Raw genomic sequence first — 17465 nt, forward strand, 5'->3', positions numbered from 1 at the left:
TTGCTGTTTCACACGGCTCTTCACTAAACCAATGCTTATGTTTGCCCCGGTAGCCGCACATACGTGCCGCTCTCATGCAGCTCCAGCCAACCGCGCTCCTGCGCCAACGCGACTGCGGCGCTGAATTGTTCGCCCGTGCCACCCTGTTTCAGGAAGGGCACATTGGTCAGCTCGATGAAGACGCGTCCGTCCTGCACGGGTTGAATGCCGCTGGCGATCTCGACCGACTTTCGGGCGCCGGTCTCAGGATCGGCTAAGGGGCGAGCAGATGTGTATTTCATAGCGGCGAGGGATACATTGAGTCGCCGTAGCTGACCAACCAAGTAGGCGCCTAGGCCTTCGATGAAGTTACTTCGGCTCTTGCCTGCCATCCAATTCGCGAGCGGCCAAGCTAAGCTCCAGCTCTCTGAGCTGTTCGAGCAGGTGCTCTACGATCTCTTCGTAGTCGGATGGCGTGAGGGAATGCACGCCGCGCAACGCCAGTTCGTTCTGGAGGATCATCGCCATCATTGCTCTAATGCTCATGACCTCTCGCCTAAAAAGCTAATCGTCATAAAAACAATCGGAAGTAGACGCCGAACACTACGGGTGCGCAATCTCCGTAGAACTACGGTCGCGGCGGACCTTTGCAGTGCAAGTACGGCGTGCTCGACAACCGCTTTGGCCGCGGAATTCGACCATTGAGCACGAAGGAACGTGTTGGATTGCCCCCCTTTGTGATTGACGCGCGATCTGAAACCCTTACGAAAGCCGATCGCGCTTCGGAAAGTAAAATTGGTTCTGAGCTATAATTATAATGACTCCGACGCAAAAATAGAAAATAGGGTGGAGAAAACAAAAATACTGGGAGGAGTAGATGGATACTGTGAGTCGCCTGCGCGCGATGGCATCGCTATGCCGTCAGACCGCCGCACATCATCCCGATAGAAGTTGGAAGCTGCTCGCCGAGGCTGAGTATTGGGAGCACCTAGCCAATGATGCGCGGCGCGATCACCCGTACACATCTAGCTTTTCGCTCCCAGCAATCGGAGATGATGCGGACACCACGCAGTCGGCGCACGGTATGGCGGCATGAGCGCTTTCGGTTACTCAAAGTCCCCTCGACGGTGACAGCCCGCTCTCACTTTTGGCAACGCGAACTTATTTCTTTGGCAGGGGTTGCGTTCATGGATAGCGTAGAGCGATGCTTCGCCGCAGTGACGGCAATCGGTTTCGTTGTGACGGTCGTCGGAATGATATTGCTGCAAACCATGTGAGTTCTACTTGGCCAGCTCGTGAGCGTTGCACACGGGAGCACGCAGCGGCGTTGGGCCGCCCGAACAGAGGCAATTGAAACAGTAAAGCGGTCATCATTGTCCGGAGTGGTGCCAGCGCCTCGCAACCGCGCGAAACGTGGAACGCCCCACCAATCTACATTGAACCTGGCCCCCTCGGGGCGCTTTCGCGCCGCGATGTCATCACGCCAGTGCTGAAGCCCTCTGCACAATCTGCGCCGGGTCGGGTGCGCTAATCGGTAACACCAAAGGATCGGGAGGCACGGCGGAGAAACCGCCCTGATGATCTTAGCACGCGAACCTATATTCTTTGAATTGTTCGGGAGGTTCGCGTGCGGACTATCCTCGTACTCCTTGGGCTATGGCTACTGATTAATGTTTTGTTCGTTGTGATTACGATGCCGCCTCGCAGGCCATGGTTGCCGCCTCGACCAGCGCGGTCACCATTGATCGGAGCATTGGATGCAATCAAGCGCTTCCTGAAAACACGGCGCCGTTGAAAAGTCAGACGATTGCGCGTCATTTAAACCGCTCAAAGAATGGACTATGACCGTCATTTCAATCTGCGAGACTTTCAATCCGAGACAAACAGTGGCTTGCGAAAAACAGGTCCGAGGAGGTTCGCAGTGGAGAAGGTACGACGCTTGCGCGCGATGGGTTCGCTGTGCCGTCAACAGGCAGCGTACAACAGCATGAACAAATCGAAACTCCTCGCGGACGCGGAATGCTGGGAGCACTTAGCCGAGCTTGAGCTCTCGTCCCACTGCCGGGAGTGCAACCTCAATAGCTCGACCAGCTCGCATCTGGCCGGGTAGAAACTCCGGTAAAGACGCGGGGGGATCAAACCATGAACCGGCCCAAAGTTGGGGCAACTCTTCAAACATCAGGGGCGTGCAATGGGTAACCGTAGTCGGACGTTCAACCGCGTTGTCCTGTGCCAGCGTGCTCAGGCGCTTCTTTCTCAGCTTGCCGAACTTGAGATCCTTCGAGGCCGAGTGCAAGAGGCCGAGGAAAATACAGCTCTCAGTCAGTCGGCAGAGCCGGTGAAGTCAACCATTCACTGATTGATCGCGGGTCTCGCCGTCGACGGCCGCATTCCAGGCCACGTTCGGGGCAGCTCATGGGTCTTGCGGACTTGAGAGCACCTTGGAAGAAGGGAAATTTTAAATCGGCGGTGATCGCGACATTGTCGGTGCATCAGGATGGCGGTCGTTCGAGGGACGCCCAGTGGCGTTTCTCCGCATCCCTATTGGCGGGCTCAGTGGATTTTGACATGTGAGCACGAGGTCGGCGAGTACGGCCTTCCCAATGTTCGCGACACTACGTCGTTGGGAACAGGAGCGTAGACGCTGGTGCTGCTACCGCCCCGGGGCAAGTGCGCTGCAACACGAACTATATTCGATTGCTTGCTCTAACCTAATCCGGCGGATATCTTCGCCTCCCTTTGTAGAGTTGGGGTGTTTTCCAATGAATGGTTTTCAGGCCAAGCTGGAACGTTTCGAAAGCCTCGCAGCCGAATGCGATCTGATTGCGAAAAAGTCTGAGGGGAATAATCGAGAGCTGTATCTCCGCGCCGGGCAGCACTATCGGGACTTGGCAAACGAGGTCCGCGCACTGATTGCATCGTTTGACGTCGCTGCGTAGGTTTTCCGAGAGCCGCGCTACAGCCTGAACCACCTCAGATCGCGGCGGACGAAGGTTTTCGGCCAGCGTCGCCAATGGACGCGCCTGGCTGACGAAGGGCACATCGAAATCGATCGAGAATAGGAACACCGTTCGCCGGTGCAAGGTTCTTCCTCATCATAGGCTAGACATTGAGGAGTTCTCTTCCATGGCTACCCAGATCGTGATGGACCACACGGGCCACAGCAGACACTTTTTTGACGAAACAGATCCGGAGGGGCTAGCAAGGGCTGAGCGCCGCTTTCGCAAGCTGACCGGCCAAGGATTTACAGCCGCCACCCGAACGCCCTCCGGCGATCTCAACATCGTACGGACGTTTGATCCGACCGCTGATGAGACCCTGTTCTATCCGCGCCTCGTGGGCGGCTAGCCACTATATGGCGCAAGATGTTCTTATTCAGACGCAGCGGCGTCGGCAGCAGCGCGCGTTTGCGCGCCCTGCGTGCGCTCTACTGGAGCTTCAGCGAGCAAAATACTCCCGAGGCACGTGCGCGGCGTCTTCTCCGCGAATGGTTGTCCCCCGATCAACGTGCGCAGTTTGATGCCGAAAGTTATTTCGAAGTCACCGGCTCTCACACCGGCCGACGATATCGAATTCACTATGGTACCGTGAGTAATGTTGTGCAGGTCGACGAAGCCGGACAGCCGGAGACTGGGTGGTGTTTCGTTCCCGAAAGAGCTTTGGCGGCAGGCGATGTCATGCTCGCGCAGAAGATCGCGCTCGAAACAGACGAAATGTCAGTCCTCGCGCTCGCCAACAGGATCTCGCCGAACCTGCCTCGATTGCATCGAATGGTGCGCCGGGCCCACTAGGCTTGCTCATGGGCGGGGCCGCCGACGAAGGCCGGACCCCTCGCGGCGAAGGCGCCAGTACGCGAACCAAGGACGACTTCGCGACTGTATCTAGCATCGGCGCCGCGGCCGGCAAGCGCAATGAGATACGTTCGTTAGTGTTACTCGGATGGCTGAGTGGTAGCCGGCGGCATCGCTGCTGGTTTGCGCGAGGTGATCGCCTCCACCTTCTTCAGCGTCTCTGCAAATTCAGATTGGAGATGTTGTTCGTGGTCGCGGTCTAAACTCGACCGGAGCGCGATAGCTTGGTTCGACGGGAGCTGTCTCGCCGAGGGAGGCGCACACGGAGCTATCGCCGGGACTCACCCCTGCATTGTTGACGAGGACATCGGGCGCTCCGACGGGCGGAGGCCGCAATGGCTGAGTCGCATGCAATCGCGTTGTCGGTAAATAGCCGTGCGGTCAATGCAAAGGTCGAGCCGCGCCGGCTGCTTGCCGACTTCCTGCGCCACGATCTCAACCTCACCGCTACCCATGTTGGCTGCGACCGCCGCTGTTCGTGCAGAGCGGTCTCGAAGCGAGTGCCGTTGCCGGCACAGGTGCGTAGGCCCTGACGATCACAAACAGGTCCGCGTCCAGGCGGAGGTCGCGCGTATCGAGGGGCGAGCCGACGCCTGGATAGCCGAAAACCCCGGGTTTCTTGGTCGTCTTGAATGTGTGCTGGGCATGTTCATGTCCTGTGAGCTCAGATGGCGGTGCCGGCGAGATCGCCGTCGTAGGCGGCTTTCACCAGTCGTTTCATCGCGGGAAGGTCGAACGGGCGGGGATTGTTTTTGATCAGCCGATCGATTCCGAGGGCGAGCTCTGCGGTCCAATCGATCTTGTCGGCGGGAAGTCCAAGACCGGCCAAGGTAGGCGTGATCCCAATCGCCGAGAACATGCGGCTGATTTTTTCAATCGTCGCGCGGGCCATCTCACCATCGCTCCTGCTCGATCGCTCGAGGCCGATCGCGATTCCGACTTCGGCGATTTCGGTTGTCGCCGCGGAGCGATTATAATTCATCACATAAGGCAGCATGGTCGCGACGCCCAGCCCATGCGGCGTATGGGTCAAGGCGCCGATCGGATATTGCACTGCGTGCGCGGCCGCTGTTCCCGCGGTTCCGAACGCGCAGCCGGCCGCCAGAGCGCCCATCATCACATCTGCCCGCGCGTCCTCGTCGGCGCCATCGCGGCAGACCTTCTCGAGACTGCGTCCTAGGAGCTTGATGGCGAGCAGGGCGAAGTGATCGGTCAGCGCCGTCTTGCCGATGAAAACATGTTTCTGCGGCAGGTCGGAAGCGACACCGCGTCTAACCGCAGTGAAGGCCTCGATCGCGTGGGTCAAGGCGTCAGCCCCCGCAATTGCCGTCAGGGACGGCGGACACGTCATCGTCAGTTCCGGGTCGCAGATCGCAGCAGCGGCAATCAGGTGGGGGCTCGAAATGCCGATCTTCAAAAATCGATCAGGATCGGAGATCACCGCGACCGGCGTTACTTCCGAACCTGTGCCTGCTGTGGTCGGCACGGCGATCACGGGCAGGATTGGACCCGGCACCTTGAATTCACCGTAATAATCGTGAAGCTTGCCGCCATGGCTGATCAGCAAGGCCGCGCATTTTGCAAAATCGAGACAGCTGCCGCCGCCGATGCCGACCACCATATCGGGCATGAAGCTCCGCGCTTCTTCAACGCAGATGCCGACCGAATCGACCGGTACGTCCGGCTGCACGCGATCATGAACGAAAATCTTAACCGACGACGCCTTCAGGCTCGCGGCGATTTCGGAAAAAAAGGCGGTGCCGGCGAACCGCTCGTCGGTGCATAGGAGTGCCCGACGCCCGTGTTTAATGGCGACGGTGGGAAGCTCGTGGCGCTGACCTTTGCCAAACAAAATCTCGCGGGGCAGCCTCAAGGCGGCGAACAGGGTCATAGTGTATATCCTCTGGCGATGGACGAATTGGATCGTGCGAAACCGTTGAGTTCGCTCCAGAGGCGAGGCTTGATCTCAAAACCGTTCGCGGCGCGAAGGTGGGCGGCGCCGAGAGGCGAGCCGGCTCGCATGGGCGGCGCAGCGCGAACCAGATCCAGATAGCTGGAGAGTCTCCGTACCAATTCCGAAGCGGAGCCCAGATCTATCGCGACGATGACGACGCCCTTGCAGACGAATTCCGCGGCGAGCGTGCTGCGGACGTCGGGCGCTGAACCTGCGAGTGTCGCGCATTAGGCCGAGTTCGGATTCAAATGAGGGCGTTCGCGTAGTGAAATTCATCTTCTTCAAGACATCCGCTCCATGAGCAGGCCACGCCCGCGCCCAGGTTGGTACGAGCGAATCCTATAGGATATAGGATTGAATATCGCGCAAGCTCGTGCTAGAGGCAGCTTGTGTCAAGAGGCAGATCGAAATCGATGAACGCCACCAATCCTTCTCAAGCGGGCATCGCCAGCGGGCAGATCGATCGCCCCACCAGTCTGGCGGGTGACGTGTATGAGGCGATTTTCACCCAGCTCATGTCGCTCAAGATTGCACCCGGCGCGCGCATCACCGTTGATAGCCTCGTCCGCGAATTCAACGTCTCGCAAACGCCGATCCGTGAGGCGCTAGGTCGGCTCGAGGGTGAAGGGTTGGTGCTGAAGACGCACTTGATCGGCTATCGCGCGGCGCCGCAGATCACGAAGCGCCAGCTTGACGAGATCTATGAGCTTCGATTGCGTCTGGAGCCCTATAGCGCGGCGAAGGCGGCGGTGCGTTTGGACGACACGAAGCTGGCGATGCTTCGCGAGGCGGCCGGCATGATGGCCCGCCGGGAAGGCAAGGACGAGCGCCTGCGGTATTCGAACTTCGCGCGGCAGGACGCCGACTTTCACGACAAGATCCTGGCCTGCGCTGAGAACGAACTCATTCGTCAAGCCATCGCTTTCCAGCACACTCACTTTCACATTTTTCGTCTCATGTTTCATTCGCGCGTCACCGAGGAGGCTCTCGACGAACACGAAGCCATACTGGCGGCCTTCGCGGCTGCGGATCCCGTGGCCGCCGAAGAAGCGATGCGCGTTCATATTGAACGCTCTCGCGATCGCCTGCTGTTAGCGTTCGATTAGGCCGCCCACCGATGTCGATAAACGCCGCGATAGACAGAAGAAAAGTGGTCGTGCGGCTCGGAAGTGTCAAGACGAAGATAGTTTAAGCCGGTCCTGCCGGCAACGAAGCTCTCGAAGCGATACGGCTCAGTGACCGTGCTTGCGGAACGTGGAGTGAGTGCGTGCCGGTGGCGAACCCGAATTCGCTACGGCGATGGTCTGGGGAATGGCAATGGGGCAGGTTGAGAAAACTGCACTGCGTTTGACAAATGTAGGCAAGTCATACGGCCGCGTGCGGGCTCTTGAAAACCTATCCTTCAGGGTCGCGGAAGGTCGTTTCTTTGTATTGTTTGGGCCAAGCTCAGTCGGCAAGACGACGACCCTTCGCACAATCGCTGGCCTCATCGCTCCCGAACGCGGGCACGTCGAGATTTTTGGAAAGGATTGGACCCATGAGCCGATCGCGGGCCGGGGCGTGTCAATGGTGTTCCAGTCCTTCGCGCTCTATCCGCACCTGACCGTTTACGACAACCTCGCCTATCCGCTGGTCGAAGAAAAGCGCCCGCGTGAGGAGATCGACCGCCGCGTAAAGGAGACGGCGACGATGCTCCGGCTCAGCATGAAACTCGATCGAAAGCCTAACACGCTTTCGGGTGGTGAACAGCAGCGCGTGGCCTTGGGACGCTCCTTGATACGTCGCCCGAGGATCCTGTTGCTGGACGAGCCTTTGACTAATCTCGACGCAAAGCTCCGCCATGAGATGCGGGCGGAACTGAAGCGCCTTCACCGCCAGTTTGGTCTCACCATCGTCTACGCCACACCCGATGAGCTCGAAGCTCTCTCGATGGGTGAGGAAATCGCAGTAATGCGCGATGGCGGCGTGGTGCAGATCGGAACGCCGGACGAACTCTTCGAAACGCCGTGTGATCTGTATGTGGCAAGCAAGATCGGCTCGCCCCACATGAATATGATCAAGGGCAGGCTGGCCACAGACAACGCCGCCCTCGAATCCGCAATTGGGCCGTTACCTTTCGTGATAAAGCTGCAAGCTGCGGAAGCGGGCGAAGCGGCCGTGGTTGGCATCCGCCCGAACGACGTGCGCTTTGCGGGGAAGGGCGAGCAAGGCCTCACGGCCAATATTGCCATGCTTGAGCCGCTGGGGGACGTCACGATCGTATCCGTGGAAACCGGCGGTGAAACCCTGCGCATGGTGCTGCCGGAATCCGCTGCCTCCGGTTTGCAGCCCGGCCAACAGGCGGCAGTTATTCTCGATCCACGAAAATTCTACATCTTCCGCGCTTCGAGTGGACGGATGATGGCCTGAGACGAGCGATCAAAAACAAAAAAATAAAACCTAAATAAATGAATCGAAACGGAGGAAACCAGGGATGACCACGACAAGGGTGATCAACAGCATGGTAGTGGGGGCCGGGCTTGCCGCTTCGCTCGTGCTGGGAACGACATTTGCTCTCGCTGCCGATGTGACGCTGACGATGGCTGTGCCGGATTGGCCGCCAACGCGCATCATGAAGAAGTTCTTCGACGAGCAGTACAAGCCAAAGTCCGGCAACACGGTGAAGCTCCAGGTGGATTTCATTCCGTGGCCGGACTTCTACACCCGCGTCAATGCCTCGCTGACGTCAGGCGAGAAGAAGTACAACTTCATCGTATCGGACTCGCAGTGGCTGGGTGCATTCGTCGAGGGCGGCTATTTCCGGAAGATCAACGATCTGCTCAACGCAGATCCGGAGTTCATGAAGACGTTCAAGGACATCCATCCGAACACGCTGAATGCCTACTCAACTTATCCGCACAAATCGGAAAATTACTACGGCTTCCCGCAATTTCCAGATGTGCTGGTGAACTTCGCGCGAAAGGACATTATCTGCCACGAAGCGGAACAGAAGAACTTCATGGCGAAATTCAACCAGAAACTTCCCTGCACGGGCGAAGAGCTCGATGCCATGACCTGGGATGACTTCAAGAACGTCGGCGAATTCTTTCGCCGCAAGAAGGGAGAGCTGCTGGCTGGCAAGCCCGCCGAAGACGATTTCTACGGCATCGCGTTCCAGGCAGGCAAGAGCTACGACTTCTCGTCCATGCAGATCAACGGCTTTATCTGGCAAATGGGTGGTGACATCTGGGATGAGACCCAGGCGCCCAACAGCAAAGCGGAAGGTGTCGTGAACTCGCCGGCGGCCGTGAAGGCGCTGGAGAAGTATCTCAGCCTGATCGCATACATGCCGCCTCTCGCCAAGACGGGCACGATGGACATCTTCAAGTCGGATGAGCTGTTCCGGCAGGGCAAGGTGGCCATGAGCGTCAACTGGATCGGCCTCGCCGAAGCCTCGCTCGATCCGAAAACTTCGAAGGTCTCGGACAGCCTGGTGTTCGGCATGATGCCGGGAACCAAGGGCGCTGACGGCAAGCTGGTCCGCTGGTCCAATATCGGCGGCCAGCCCTTCGTGCTGACGACCTGGACGACCGAGGCGCAGATCAAGGAGGCCGTGGAATTCGTGAAGTGGTGGCTGTCGTCGAACATCCAGCACCAGTTTGCGGCCGCCGGCGGTCAGTCTGCCATCAAGTCCGTGTACTCGGATCCGAAGTACGTGACTTACCGTCCCTGGAACAGGGCTTGGGCGCCTTCGCTGGATTGGCAGAAGGACGTGTGGCACGTGCCCCAGTTCTTCGAGTTGCTGACCCAGCAGCAAGACCAGTACGATCTCGCCATTACTGGCAGACAGGATGCCAAGACGACGTCGGACAACATCGCCAAGTTCCAGCAGCGCCTGCTCAAGGAGGCGGGCCTGATCAAGTAACATGACGCGTGAGCTCTGCGAGCGACGGCCATGGCGGTTCGGCAGGGGAGGTGACTTCGTCTTCCCCTCCGGCCGATTGAAAGAGACGGCCAAAAGCCGGCAGCCGTCGCACGAGTGCGCTCCGCAGCGTACAGAAATTGCTTTTCCACGGAAGTTTCATGCAACTGATGTCAGCCGTACAATCTGCCAAGACCGCGCCGGCTCTTCTCGAGCTTTCGGCCGACAATTGGCGGCTTGCAATTCTCGTCGGGCTCGTCGTCTCCGGGCTTGCGGTGGTGACGCTGCCGGCCTCTGGTTCATTCTGGGTAGTAGGCGCCATGTCGGCCTTGGTGGCTGCAGCATTCGCGGTGAATGCCTACCGCCGTCGCTACTATGGCGGGCTCCTGGTCGCGCCCGCCATCGCCGTTCTATTCGTGATGAACATCTTCCCGCTGCTTTGGTCCCTCGGGCTTTCGTTCTTTGCGTACCAGTCGAACCTGCAGTCCATCCGTTTCGTCGGCCTCAACAACTACATCAAGGTTCTGACCGACGAGGTCGCGGCGCCGGGCAACTGGACGGCCCTTATCAATACCGCCATGTTCGCTGTGTGCACGGTCTCTGCACAGATGATCGTGGGGTTTCTACTGGCGATGCTTTTTGCCAAGCAGTTCCCGCTGCGGAAGTATCTGCTGATTCTGGTTCTCACGCCGATGATGCTGTCGGTCGTGGCCTCGGGCGTCTTCTTCACCTACTATTATGACCCCACCTTCGGCATCCTGAGCTATGTGATCAATAGCGTCGCGGGCGGTCAGTTCATCGTCATGGACAGCAAGGCGGGCGCGGTAGCCGGTATCGTCTTTGCCGACGCCTGGATGTGGTCGCCCTTCGTCATGCTGCTCGTACTGGCAGGGCTCGTGTCCGTGCCGAAATATCTCTACGAGGCAGCCGCCATCGACAGGGTGTCCGCCTGGCGGCGCTTCTGGAGCATCACCTTTCCCTATATCCGCGGGCTCCTGATGCTGGCGCTGCTGTTCCGCACCATCGAAGCTTTCAAGCTGGCAGACCTTGTGATCGTGCTGACCAAGGGCGGAAACGACACGATGACGATCTCCTACCACTTGATCCGCATTGCCAACGAACAGAACAAGACGAGCGAGGGAGCCGCCATCTCCTACATCATCCTCTTCATAGTGATCGTGCTCACGAACCTTTATCTCTACGTTGCCAATCCCAAGAACAGGGACGCCTGAGCCATGACAGACAGAGTTTCGTTCTGGGAGCGGATCGGCTTTCGCAGCGCCGGCGGCATCGCGGAGGCGGGTTGGGGCCGCACGCTCGTCGCGGCAATTGTCAGCTTCATCTACTTCCTGCCGGTCCTCTTCATCATCTTCACCGCGATAAAGCCGCAGGGGCTGGCGCTGTCGGTGCCGCCGACGATCTCGCCGACCTCATTCTTTGGTCTCATCCCCGAGCAGTTCGTCTTCACGCCGACATTGGACAATTTTGCCTCGGTCTTTTCCCGCGTCATGACGGCGGGCGGCCAGCCGGAGTCCACCGGGTTCGACCGGTTCTTCTTCAACTCCATCGTGATCGCGTCGGCGTCCGTCCTGCTTGCCCTCGTTATCGGCACGCTGGCCGCCTATGGATTCTCGCGCTATCCGCTCAAGGGCAACGATACCTATCTCTTCGTCATTCTGACGACGCGCATGCTGCCTGCGATCGTCGTCATCATTCCGGTGATCCTGATGTTCCGCGCGGTGGGCCTTTCAGGATCTTATCTCGGCATCATCATGCTCTATACGGCCTTTAATCTGGCGTTCACCGTGTGGATGATGAAGAGCTTCTTCGATGAGCTGTCGACGGACGTCGAGGATGCGGCCCGTATCGATGGATCGTCGGAAATCAAGGTGTTCTTCAAGATTTGTCTGCCCCAGGTCGTCGCGGGTCTTGCAGCAACATTCGTCTTCGGCCTCATCCTGACCTGGAACGAATTCCTGTTCGCGCTGCTTCTGACGGGGCCTGATACGCGCACCGTACCCGTAGCCATGAACCAGGCGGTGTCTTCCGGCGGGCGCGGAACGGACTGGACGCTGCTGGCTGCGATCGAAACCCTGTTTCTCGTTCCCGTTTTCCTTGCCACCTTCTTCTTGCAGGATCACTTGCTGCGCGGCGTCACGTTCGGCACGGTCAGGAAGTAATCATGTCGACCATCGAGATACGCGACCTCACCAAGAAGTTCGGCGCATTTGTCGCCGTCAAGGACGCCAACCTGTCCGTGGCCGCGGGTGAAATTGTTTGTCTGCTCGGGCCTTCGGGCTGCGGCAAGACGACTACGCTCCGCACGATTGCCGGCCTCGAACGCGCCACGGCAGGGGACGTGGTCATTGCAGGGCAGCGCGTGAACCACCTGCCGCCGGAGAAGCGCGACATCGCGATGGTGTTCCAGTTCTATGCGCTCTATCCGGCGCTGAGCGTCGGGCAGAACATTGCGATGCCTCTTCACCGCGAAGCGGTTGGGAGCGCGGAAGTGGCGGCGCGCGTCAGGCAGGTGGCCGATATCCTGCATCTTGGCGATATCCTGGACCGATTGCCGGGACGGATCTCGGAAGGCGAGAAGCAACGTGTTGCCGTTGCCCGCGCCATTGTTCGAAATCCAAAATGCTTTCTGTTCGACGAGCCTCTGTCGCGGCTCGATGTGGAGCTCCGTCACTCCATGCGCGGTCAGATCAAGTCCGTGCTGTCAAATCTGACGAAAGCCACCGTCATCGTCACCCACGACCAGCTCGAAGCCCTGACCATGGCAGACCGCATTGCCATCATGCGCGACGGGCTCATCGAGCAGGTGGGGAGCCCGCACGAGGTCTTCGCAAAACCCGTCAACGTCTTCGTTGCGAGCTTCATCGGCACGCCGCAGATGAACCTGATCGACGCGCAATTCAAGAGCTACCGCAACGGCAAGGCGAAAGTGGTGTTCGACGAACAGGATGTCGACCTCAGCGTTGATCCCGTGGTCGCAAACCTGAAGGCAGGAAAGGTCACGGTGGGAATTCGCCCGCGAGCTTTCAGCGTCGTTTCCGAGGACGCCGGGGACACGATCGACGCCATGGCGGAGCTCATCGAGCCAATGGGTGCCGAGACGCTCATTCACGCACGCACCAGAACGGGGAGCGACATTCGAGTCGTCGTGCCGCGTGACAAAAGGGTGAAGATCGGCGAGGCGCTCCACCTCGTTCCGGATCCCGCGCAAACCCACGTGTTCGCAAACGACGGAAAGGCGGTGCGTGCATGAGAAATGGCGAGCAAGGCAATGGCGGACTGAAGCCGACGGCGGCGCGGACGTTGGAATACGGCATCATCGGGCTTGGCGTACTCGCGCTCCTGATGATTTTTCAGCCGTTCAACATCGCGCTTTTCACGATCGGCTGCGGGCTGATCGTTCTGGCGGGGCTCGTCAACAACCTCCTGCCTCTGGCGCAACCTGGTGTACCCAAGCGCTCGCTGGTGACGATGGCAATGGTCGTCGCCATGATCTTCTGCATCGTGCTGCTCGCTTCAATCGTCGTCGCACATCTCTACGGCGCGTTCTTCCTCAAGCCGCCGGATCCCAGCACCGTGCTGGGCAGGGTTCAGCTCAACGCAACGCCATGGTACATGCATGGCTTCACATGGACAGTTGCAGTCATCGCTGCTGCTTTGGCTGGCCTCATCACGCTGCAAAGTCGCCGCAAGGAGTGAGCCTGCACCTTTCACGGCATCCACGGATCGGGTGCCTGCCGATCAACGGCCCTCAACCGGCAGACCCCGTTGCATAGGGTGGATCGTTCTCTGATGTTTTTAGCCGCGAATGTGCCAACCAACCTCGTTCAGGAGCAAGAAAGATGAACGCGTCTCCTCAAGCTACTGCCTTCAACCGCATGCAGCAACTGATGTCCTCTTCGCCGGTCCCGTCCATATCGACTGAATTGTTGGTGATGGCCGACGGCGAGTTGAACCGAGAGCTCAGGAGCTTCCTGCTCGATCCGCCGACAAATCCTAGTCTGCTCGAGGGCAAGCGCATTGCCATCTGCTGCACCAATGGCGTGGAGGAAGTCGAGATTCTGGGGGCTCATCGCTGGCTCACCGAGCACGGCGCCACCGTTCATGTCGTCTCGCCCCGCATAGGTGAGTTTCATCCCACGCTCGGCCTCCGCTTCCCGCCGCAATGCGCCACCCATGTCCTCGCCATCCGCCTGATGGAAAACGCGGGTTGGTTGAAGATCGATCGTTACACGGACGAAGCCAGGGCGGAGGATTACGATGCCATGCTCCTGCCGGGCGGATGCTGGAACCCCGATGCGCTACGTATGGACGAGCATGCGCGCGCGTTTGTGTCGGCCATGTATGAAGCGGGCAAGCCCACATGCGCCATCTGCCATGGTCAATGGGTCATGGTGAGCGCCAAGATCCTCAAAGGTAAGCGCGCCACGGCCGTCTGGAACATACAGATCGACCTCGAAAACGCCGGCGCTACGGTTCTGGACGAACCGTGCGTGGTCGACGGCAACTTGATTACGGCCCGTTTCCCTTATGACCTGCCGCGCCTGATTGAGGCGATGGTGAAGCAGCTGGTGCCGGCAAGGGGCTAGGCCAGCGGAACTGGCCCCGGATTCTGCGAGAATGCTCAATGGGACGGCGCGGATGAAGTACGGATTCAATCTGTTGCTCTGGACAGGGCATGTCACCGACGAACACCTGCCTGTGCTGGAGGCGCTCAAGAGGACGGGCTATGATAGTGTGGAGGTTCCGATCTTCGAAGGAACGATCGATTCCTACGCAAGGCTCGGAGAGCAACTTGCCAAGATGGATCTCGACGTCACGAGCGCAAGCGCGCTGGGCGCGGGGCACGATCCGCTCTCGGACGACATGATGGAGCGGCAGGGTGCGGTCGAGCGGGCCAAATGGGTCATCGACTGCACCAAGGCGGTTGGAGGGTCGATCATCGCCGGCCCGATCCACTCCGAACTCGGTCGCTTCACCGGAAAGGGACCTACCGCGGATGAGCGCAGGCGCGCGATCGATTTTCACCGCCGCGTTGGCGATCATGCCGGAAAGCATGGCGTAAGCTTTGCCCTTGAAGCGGTGAACCGATTCGAATGCTACTTCCTCAACACGATGGATCAGTTGGCCGGCTATCTGGACGAAGTCGATCATCCCGCGATCAAAGGGATGTACGATACATTCCATGCGAATATCGAGGAGAAGGACCCGGTCGCCGCTATAAATACAATCAAGCGGCACATGATCCATGTCCATATCTCGGAGAATGATCGCGGCACGCCGGGGAAAGGTCATGTGCCCTGGGGTTCCACCTATAAGGCGCTGAGGTCCGCAAAATATGATGGCAGGCTGACGATTGAAGCCTTCGGCCGCGCCGTTCCGGCGCTCGCCGCCGCCACCCGCGTGTGGCGCGACTTCTTTCCCAACAAGGAGGAGGTTTATGAGTTCGGGCTCAAGGGCATGCGGCAGGGCTGGGCCCAGGCCGGGTCCTGACTATCAAGGTCCGCCTCATCGGCACCTGCGACCGCTGACAATGCCCGAAACGTCAGCTTCGCAGAATTTCTCGGGTGGACCATTGGCGATCAGGACGGCACGTCCGCGCGCTTGAGATGATCACGACGTCCTGCGGCAATCGTTGGTGAGGCCATGAAAGCGGCGGTCAATACACGAAACTTATCGCCGGACGCCTTCGGGATCCGCGACATGTCGAATCCCGAAGGCCGGCAAGATCGTGCATGCCACGACGGGTTCGCGAAACGCTTTGCGGCGAACATCGAGCTCGCGCTTGCGCCGGACAGCCCCTGGACCGATGCGAAGGGCCCGGTAGCGGTGACGCGCGTCAAGGCATCGCAGGGAGCGACGCTGCATTTGCGCGCCGCCGGCCCCGATAGCAAGGCAGCGCTTGCGGCCGTGCTTGCGCTTGTGCATGACGGTTTCGGTGAGGCCTGATCGCCGTGGCAGAGACCCATCTAATCGGCCGTGCTGCCTCGCCGGGTCTCACAATCGGGCCGGTCACGATGTTGACTGCGGCTGTGGCCAGGCGGACAGCGAGCGAGGATCCCGCGCAGGAGGCGGCGGCACTGCGGGCCGCGATTGAAGGGGCGAGGGCGGAGATCGCCGAGCAGATCAAGACGATTCAAGGCGAGGTGGCCGACATTCTCAAATTTCATGCCGTCATGCTTGAAAATGATCCGCTGGCAGTTGCGGCATATGAGGTGATCTCGATAGGGATCACTGCTGACCGTGCCTGGCGCTTGGCGCTCGACGTGGAGATCGCTGGCTACCGCGATGCTGAAGACGAATATTTTCGTGCCCGTGCCGCCGATATCGTCGACATCCGCGACCGCGTGCTTGCGCATCTGTGCGGCGTGGACACGGTCGCCAGGGTTATCGGTGGTTCGATCGTTGCGGCCGACGACATCACGCCTTCTGCTTTTCTTGCCGCCGACTGGTCGCACGGGGGCGCCATCACGCTGGCTGCGGGCTCACCTTTCTCGCACGTCGCGATGTTGGCGCGAGCGCGCGGGACGCCCATGGTGGTTGGGCTTGGCCCACTGTCGTGGATCGGGCAGCCACCGACGTTGGCGCTGGTCGATGGCGACGCAGGAAGCGTGATCTTCGATCCCGAGCCGGAGACGCGTCGTTTGTTCGAGCAGCGTATAGTGGCTGCGAACGCTGCGTTCAATCAACGTCGCGGCCCCTGAAGATCTTGTGAGCCTCGATCCCGCGATTTGCGAGGGCATCGGTCTCGTGCGCACAGAATTCCTGTTCGAGGCGTCTCGCGGCCTGCCGGACGAGGACACGCAATATGCGGGCTACCGGCGCATTCTTGAGTGGGCCAGGAGGCCGGTAACGATCCGTACCCTTTTCCTGAAGGTTAACATGCCTGAATCCCCAAGTCGGCAAAATTGGGCTGCGGTCAGATTTTCCCTCCTGGGGGCATCTGATGTTCGACACGGCAACCACCGCGCTTTTGCGCGCGGTTCTCGATGAAGTATGCGAAAGCGTCTCGCAGCGCGAGATCAGTGCACGCACTCACGTCGCATCGAAGATTCTGGAGCAGCATCTGGTGGCGAAATTTTCTCGCGAGGGACTTAGGCAGGTTGGCCGGCAAACCTGGTCCCGCGCGCCCACGATGTGGCGGAGCCGGGCGTGAACTTCCACGTTACGGTCCTGAAGATCCTGGTGGCCTACCCCGACGGTTTCGCCGTGATGGCGGACCTCAAGAGGGACATGGCGATCCTGGCGACCAGCGGACGCGACTGGGCGGACCGGACCAGACGACTCGCGGCGCGGGCCCCGGATCTCGACATCTGGTCACAAGGGCTGGTCGAGCGCATAAACGGCGGATGGAGGCTGACTTCCAAGGGACGGGAGGTGCTCGAGTTCATGGAAGCCAGGGCATCGTCGGAGCCAGTCCAAGTGGCTGCGGTCGGCGGTACTACCCAGCCGGTTGCCGAACGAGCGCCGGTTCCTCCCATACGGCAGCCGACCGACCGCGGCAAGCGGCGGCGCGAGCGCCGCGAAGGTCGTCGCGAGGCCCGCGAACGAGCCGGGGCGAACGCCTCCTAACCAAAGAACAAGCCGCCAGCGAAGCGTCCGATCTTCTTTGCTGGTTGTCGGAGCATGGGTCCGTCCCTCGGAAGCACCTTGGGATCAAGGCTCTCCTTCCAAGGGATGAAGATACCGGTTGTTTCCGTTCTGCGCTCGCTGGCAGCGCAGGACACCGGGACCTTAGATGCGAGGCGGGTTCCTTCGGCAA

The 17465-nt window shown here is 59.7% G+C and carries 20 protein-coding genes; 17 read left to right on the top strand and 3 right to left on the bottom strand.

The features are described 5' to 3' along the window. Positions 1-35: 35 nt before the first annotated feature. Positions 36-371, bottom strand: a complete 336-nt coding sequence (locus tag I6F12_RS33005) for a hypothetical protein (RefSeq protein ID WP_345944197.1) — start codon at positions 369-371, stop codon at positions 36-38. After that, positions 349-510 (bottom strand): hypothetical protein, encoded by a 162-nt coding sequence (locus I6F12_RS33010; protein ID WP_225158209.1) that lies wholly within the window; start codon positions 508-510, stop codon positions 349-351. Before I6F12_RS33010 ends, I6F12_RS33005 begins: the two co-directional genes overlap by 23 nt. 2231 nt (positions 511-2741) lie before the next feature. On the opposite strand from I6F12_RS33010, the gene I6F12_RS33015 reads away from it, so the two are divergent. The 3 genes from I6F12_RS33015 to I6F12_RS33025 all read left to right on the top strand — a co-directional run bounded on the left by I6F12_RS33015 (position 2742) and on the right by I6F12_RS33025 (position 3770). After that, positions 2742-2918 (top strand): hypothetical protein, encoded by a 177-nt coding sequence (locus I6F12_RS33015; protein ID WP_225158148.1) that lies wholly within the window; start codon positions 2742-2744, stop codon positions 2916-2918. 187 nt (positions 2919-3105) lie between these two features. After that, positions 3106-3327: a hypothetical protein gene (locus I6F12_RS33020; RefSeq protein ID WP_225158149.1), complete on the top strand. Its 222-nt coding sequence runs from the start codon at positions 3106-3108 to the stop codon at positions 3325-3327. 17 nt (positions 3328-3344) lie between these two features. Beyond that, positions 3345-3770, top strand: a complete 426-nt coding sequence (locus tag I6F12_RS33025; RefSeq protein WP_225158150.1) for a hypothetical protein — start codon at positions 3345-3347, stop codon at positions 3768-3770. A gap of 724 nt (positions 3771-4494) precedes the next feature. Here I6F12_RS33025 and I6F12_RS33030 read toward each other — a convergent pair. Further along, positions 4495-5721, bottom strand: coding sequence for an iron-containing alcohol dehydrogenase (locus I6F12_RS33030; RefSeq protein WP_225158151.1), 1227 nt, complete (start codon positions 5719-5721; stop codon positions 4495-4497). 476 nt (positions 5722-6197) lie between these two features. Here I6F12_RS33030 and I6F12_RS33035 point away from each other — a divergent pair, with 476 nt between their 5' ends. The 14 genes from I6F12_RS33035 to I6F12_RS33100 all read left to right on the top strand — a co-directional run bounded on the left by I6F12_RS33035 (position 6198) and on the right by I6F12_RS33100 (position 17275). Beyond that, entirely contained in the window at positions 6198-6890 is a 693-nt protein-coding gene (locus I6F12_RS33035) for a GntR family transcriptional regulator (protein ID WP_225158152.1), read from the top strand. A 211-nt stretch (positions 6891-7101) separates the two neighbouring features. After that, positions 7102-8193 carry an ABC transporter ATP-binding protein gene (locus I6F12_RS33040; protein WP_225158153.1) on the top strand — a complete coding sequence of 364 codons (1092 nt, stop codon included), beginning with the start codon at positions 7102-7104 and terminating at the stop codon, positions 8191-8193. A gap of 64 nt (positions 8194-8257) precedes the next feature. After that, complete coding sequence (locus I6F12_RS33045) at positions 8258-9688, top strand: ABC transporter substrate-binding protein (RefSeq protein ID WP_225158154.1); 1431 nt, start codon at positions 8258-8260, stop codon at positions 9686-9688. 158 nt (positions 9689-9846) lie between these two features. Next, complete coding sequence (locus I6F12_RS33050; RefSeq protein WP_225158155.1) at positions 9847-10917, top strand: sugar ABC transporter permease; 1071 nt, start codon at positions 9847-9849, stop codon at positions 10915-10917. 3 nt (positions 10918-10920) lie between these two features. Further along, a complete protein-coding gene (locus tag I6F12_RS33055; RefSeq protein WP_225158156.1) occupies positions 10921-11865 on the top strand; it encodes a carbohydrate ABC transporter permease in 945 nt (314 codons plus the stop codon). A gap of 2 nt (positions 11866-11867) precedes the next feature. Beyond that, on the top strand, positions 11868-12956 hold the full coding sequence (locus I6F12_RS33060) for an ABC transporter ATP-binding protein (protein WP_225158157.1): 1089 nt from the start codon (positions 11868-11870) through the stop codon (positions 12954-12956). 50 nt (positions 12957-13006) lie between these two features. Then, positions 13007-13402, top strand: a complete 396-nt coding sequence (locus tag I6F12_RS33065; protein ID WP_225158158.1) for a hypothetical protein — start codon at positions 13007-13009, stop codon at positions 13400-13402. Positions 13403-13545: 143 nt separating this feature from the next. Next, entirely contained in the window at positions 13546-14292 is a 747-nt protein-coding gene (locus I6F12_RS33070) for a type 1 glutamine amidotransferase domain-containing protein (RefSeq protein WP_225158159.1), read from the top strand. Between the two features lie 52 nt (positions 14293-14344). Next, positions 14345-15196, top strand: coding sequence for a sugar phosphate isomerase/epimerase (locus I6F12_RS33075; protein ID WP_225158160.1), 852 nt, complete (start codon positions 14345-14347; stop codon positions 15194-15196). A 210-nt stretch (positions 15197-15406) separates the two neighbouring features. Further along, positions 15407-15652, top strand: a complete 246-nt coding sequence (locus I6F12_RS33080) for an HPr family phosphocarrier protein (protein ID WP_225158161.1) — start codon at positions 15407-15409, stop codon at positions 15650-15652. A gap of 68 nt (positions 15653-15720) precedes the next feature. Beyond that, complete coding sequence (locus tag I6F12_RS33085; RefSeq protein WP_249787121.1) at positions 15721-16407, top strand: PEP-utilizing enzyme; 687 nt, start codon at positions 15721-15723, stop codon at positions 16405-16407. 7 nt (positions 16408-16414) lie between these two features. After that, positions 16415-16696 (top strand): putative PEP-binding protein, encoded by a 282-nt coding sequence (locus I6F12_RS33090; RefSeq protein ID WP_345944198.1) that lies wholly within the window; start codon positions 16415-16417, stop codon positions 16694-16696. Continuing rightward, complete coding sequence (locus I6F12_RS33095; protein WP_225158163.1) at positions 16650-16859, top strand: hypothetical protein; 210 nt, start codon at positions 16650-16652, stop codon at positions 16857-16859. The genes I6F12_RS33090 and I6F12_RS33095 overlap by 47 nt, the downstream gene beginning before the upstream one ends. Continuing rightward, on the top strand, positions 16856-17275 hold the full coding sequence (locus I6F12_RS33100; protein WP_225158164.1) for a hypothetical protein: 420 nt from the start codon (positions 16856-16858) through the stop codon (positions 17273-17275). The genes I6F12_RS33095 and I6F12_RS33100 overlap by 4 nt, the downstream gene beginning before the upstream one ends. Positions 17276-17465 lie beyond the last annotated feature (190 nt).

Origin of the sequence: Bradyrhizobium sp. IC4059 (assembly GCF_020193615.1) — a bacterium.
In the GTDB taxonomy this organism is placed as follows: Bacteria; Pseudomonadota; Alphaproteobacteria; order Rhizobiales; family Xanthobacteraceae; genus Bradyrhizobium; species Bradyrhizobium yuanmingense.

Bases quoted from the DNA above. Each gene is read 5' to 3' on its own strand.
- I6F12_RS33005 (WP_345944197.1), bottom strand. From the start codon at position 371: ATGGCAGGCAAGAGCCGAAGTAACTTCATCGAAGGCCTAGGCGCCTAC.
- I6F12_RS33010 (WP_225158209.1), bottom strand. From the start codon at position 510: ATGATGGCGATGATCCTCCAGAACGAACTGGCGTTGCGCGGCGTGCAT.
- I6F12_RS33015 (WP_225158148.1), top strand. From the start codon at position 2,742: ATGAATGGTTTTCAGGCCAAGCTGGAACGTTTCGAAAGCCTCGCAGCC.
- I6F12_RS33020 (WP_225158149.1), top strand. From the start codon at position 3,106: ATGGCTACCCAGATCGTGATGGACCACACGGGCCACAGCAGACACTTT.
- I6F12_RS33025 (WP_225158150.1), top strand. From the start codon at position 3,345: ATGTTCTTATTCAGACGCAGCGGCGTCGGCAGCAGCGCGCGTTTGCGC.
- I6F12_RS33030 (WP_225158151.1), bottom strand. From the start codon at position 5,721: ATGACCCTGTTCGCCGCCTTGAGGCTGCCCCGCGAGATTTTGTTTGGC.
- I6F12_RS33035 (WP_225158152.1), top strand. From the start codon at position 6,198: ATGAACGCCACCAATCCTTCTCAAGCGGGCATCGCCAGCGGGCAGATC.
- I6F12_RS33040 (WP_225158153.1), top strand. From the start codon at position 7,102: ATGGGGCAGGTTGAGAAAACTGCACTGCGTTTGACAAATGTAGGCAAG.
- I6F12_RS33045 (WP_225158154.1), top strand. From the start codon at position 8,258: ATGACCACGACAAGGGTGATCAACAGCATGGTAGTGGGGGCCGGGCTT.
- I6F12_RS33050 (WP_225158155.1), top strand. From the start codon at position 9,847: ATGCAACTGATGTCAGCCGTACAATCTGCCAAGACCGCGCCGGCTCTT.
- I6F12_RS33055 (WP_225158156.1), top strand. From the start codon at position 10,921: ATGACAGACAGAGTTTCGTTCTGGGAGCGGATCGGCTTTCGCAGCGCC.
- I6F12_RS33060 (WP_225158157.1), top strand. From the start codon at position 11,868: ATGTCGACCATCGAGATACGCGACCTCACCAAGAAGTTCGGCGCATTT.
- I6F12_RS33070 (WP_225158159.1), top strand. From the start codon at position 13,546: ATGAACGCGTCTCCTCAAGCTACTGCCTTCAACCGCATGCAGCAACTG.
- I6F12_RS33075 (WP_225158160.1), top strand. From the start codon at position 14,345: ATGAAGTACGGATTCAATCTGTTGCTCTGGACAGGGCATGTCACCGAC.
- I6F12_RS33080 (WP_225158161.1), top strand. From the start codon at position 15,407: ATGTCGAATCCCGAAGGCCGGCAAGATCGTGCATGCCACGACGGGTTC.
- I6F12_RS33085 (WP_249787121.1), top strand. From the start codon at position 15,721: ATGTTGACTGCGGCTGTGGCCAGGCGGACAGCGAGCGAGGATCCCGCG.
- I6F12_RS33095 (WP_225158163.1), top strand. From the start codon at position 16,650: ATGTTCGACACGGCAACCACCGCGCTTTTGCGCGCGGTTCTCGATGAA.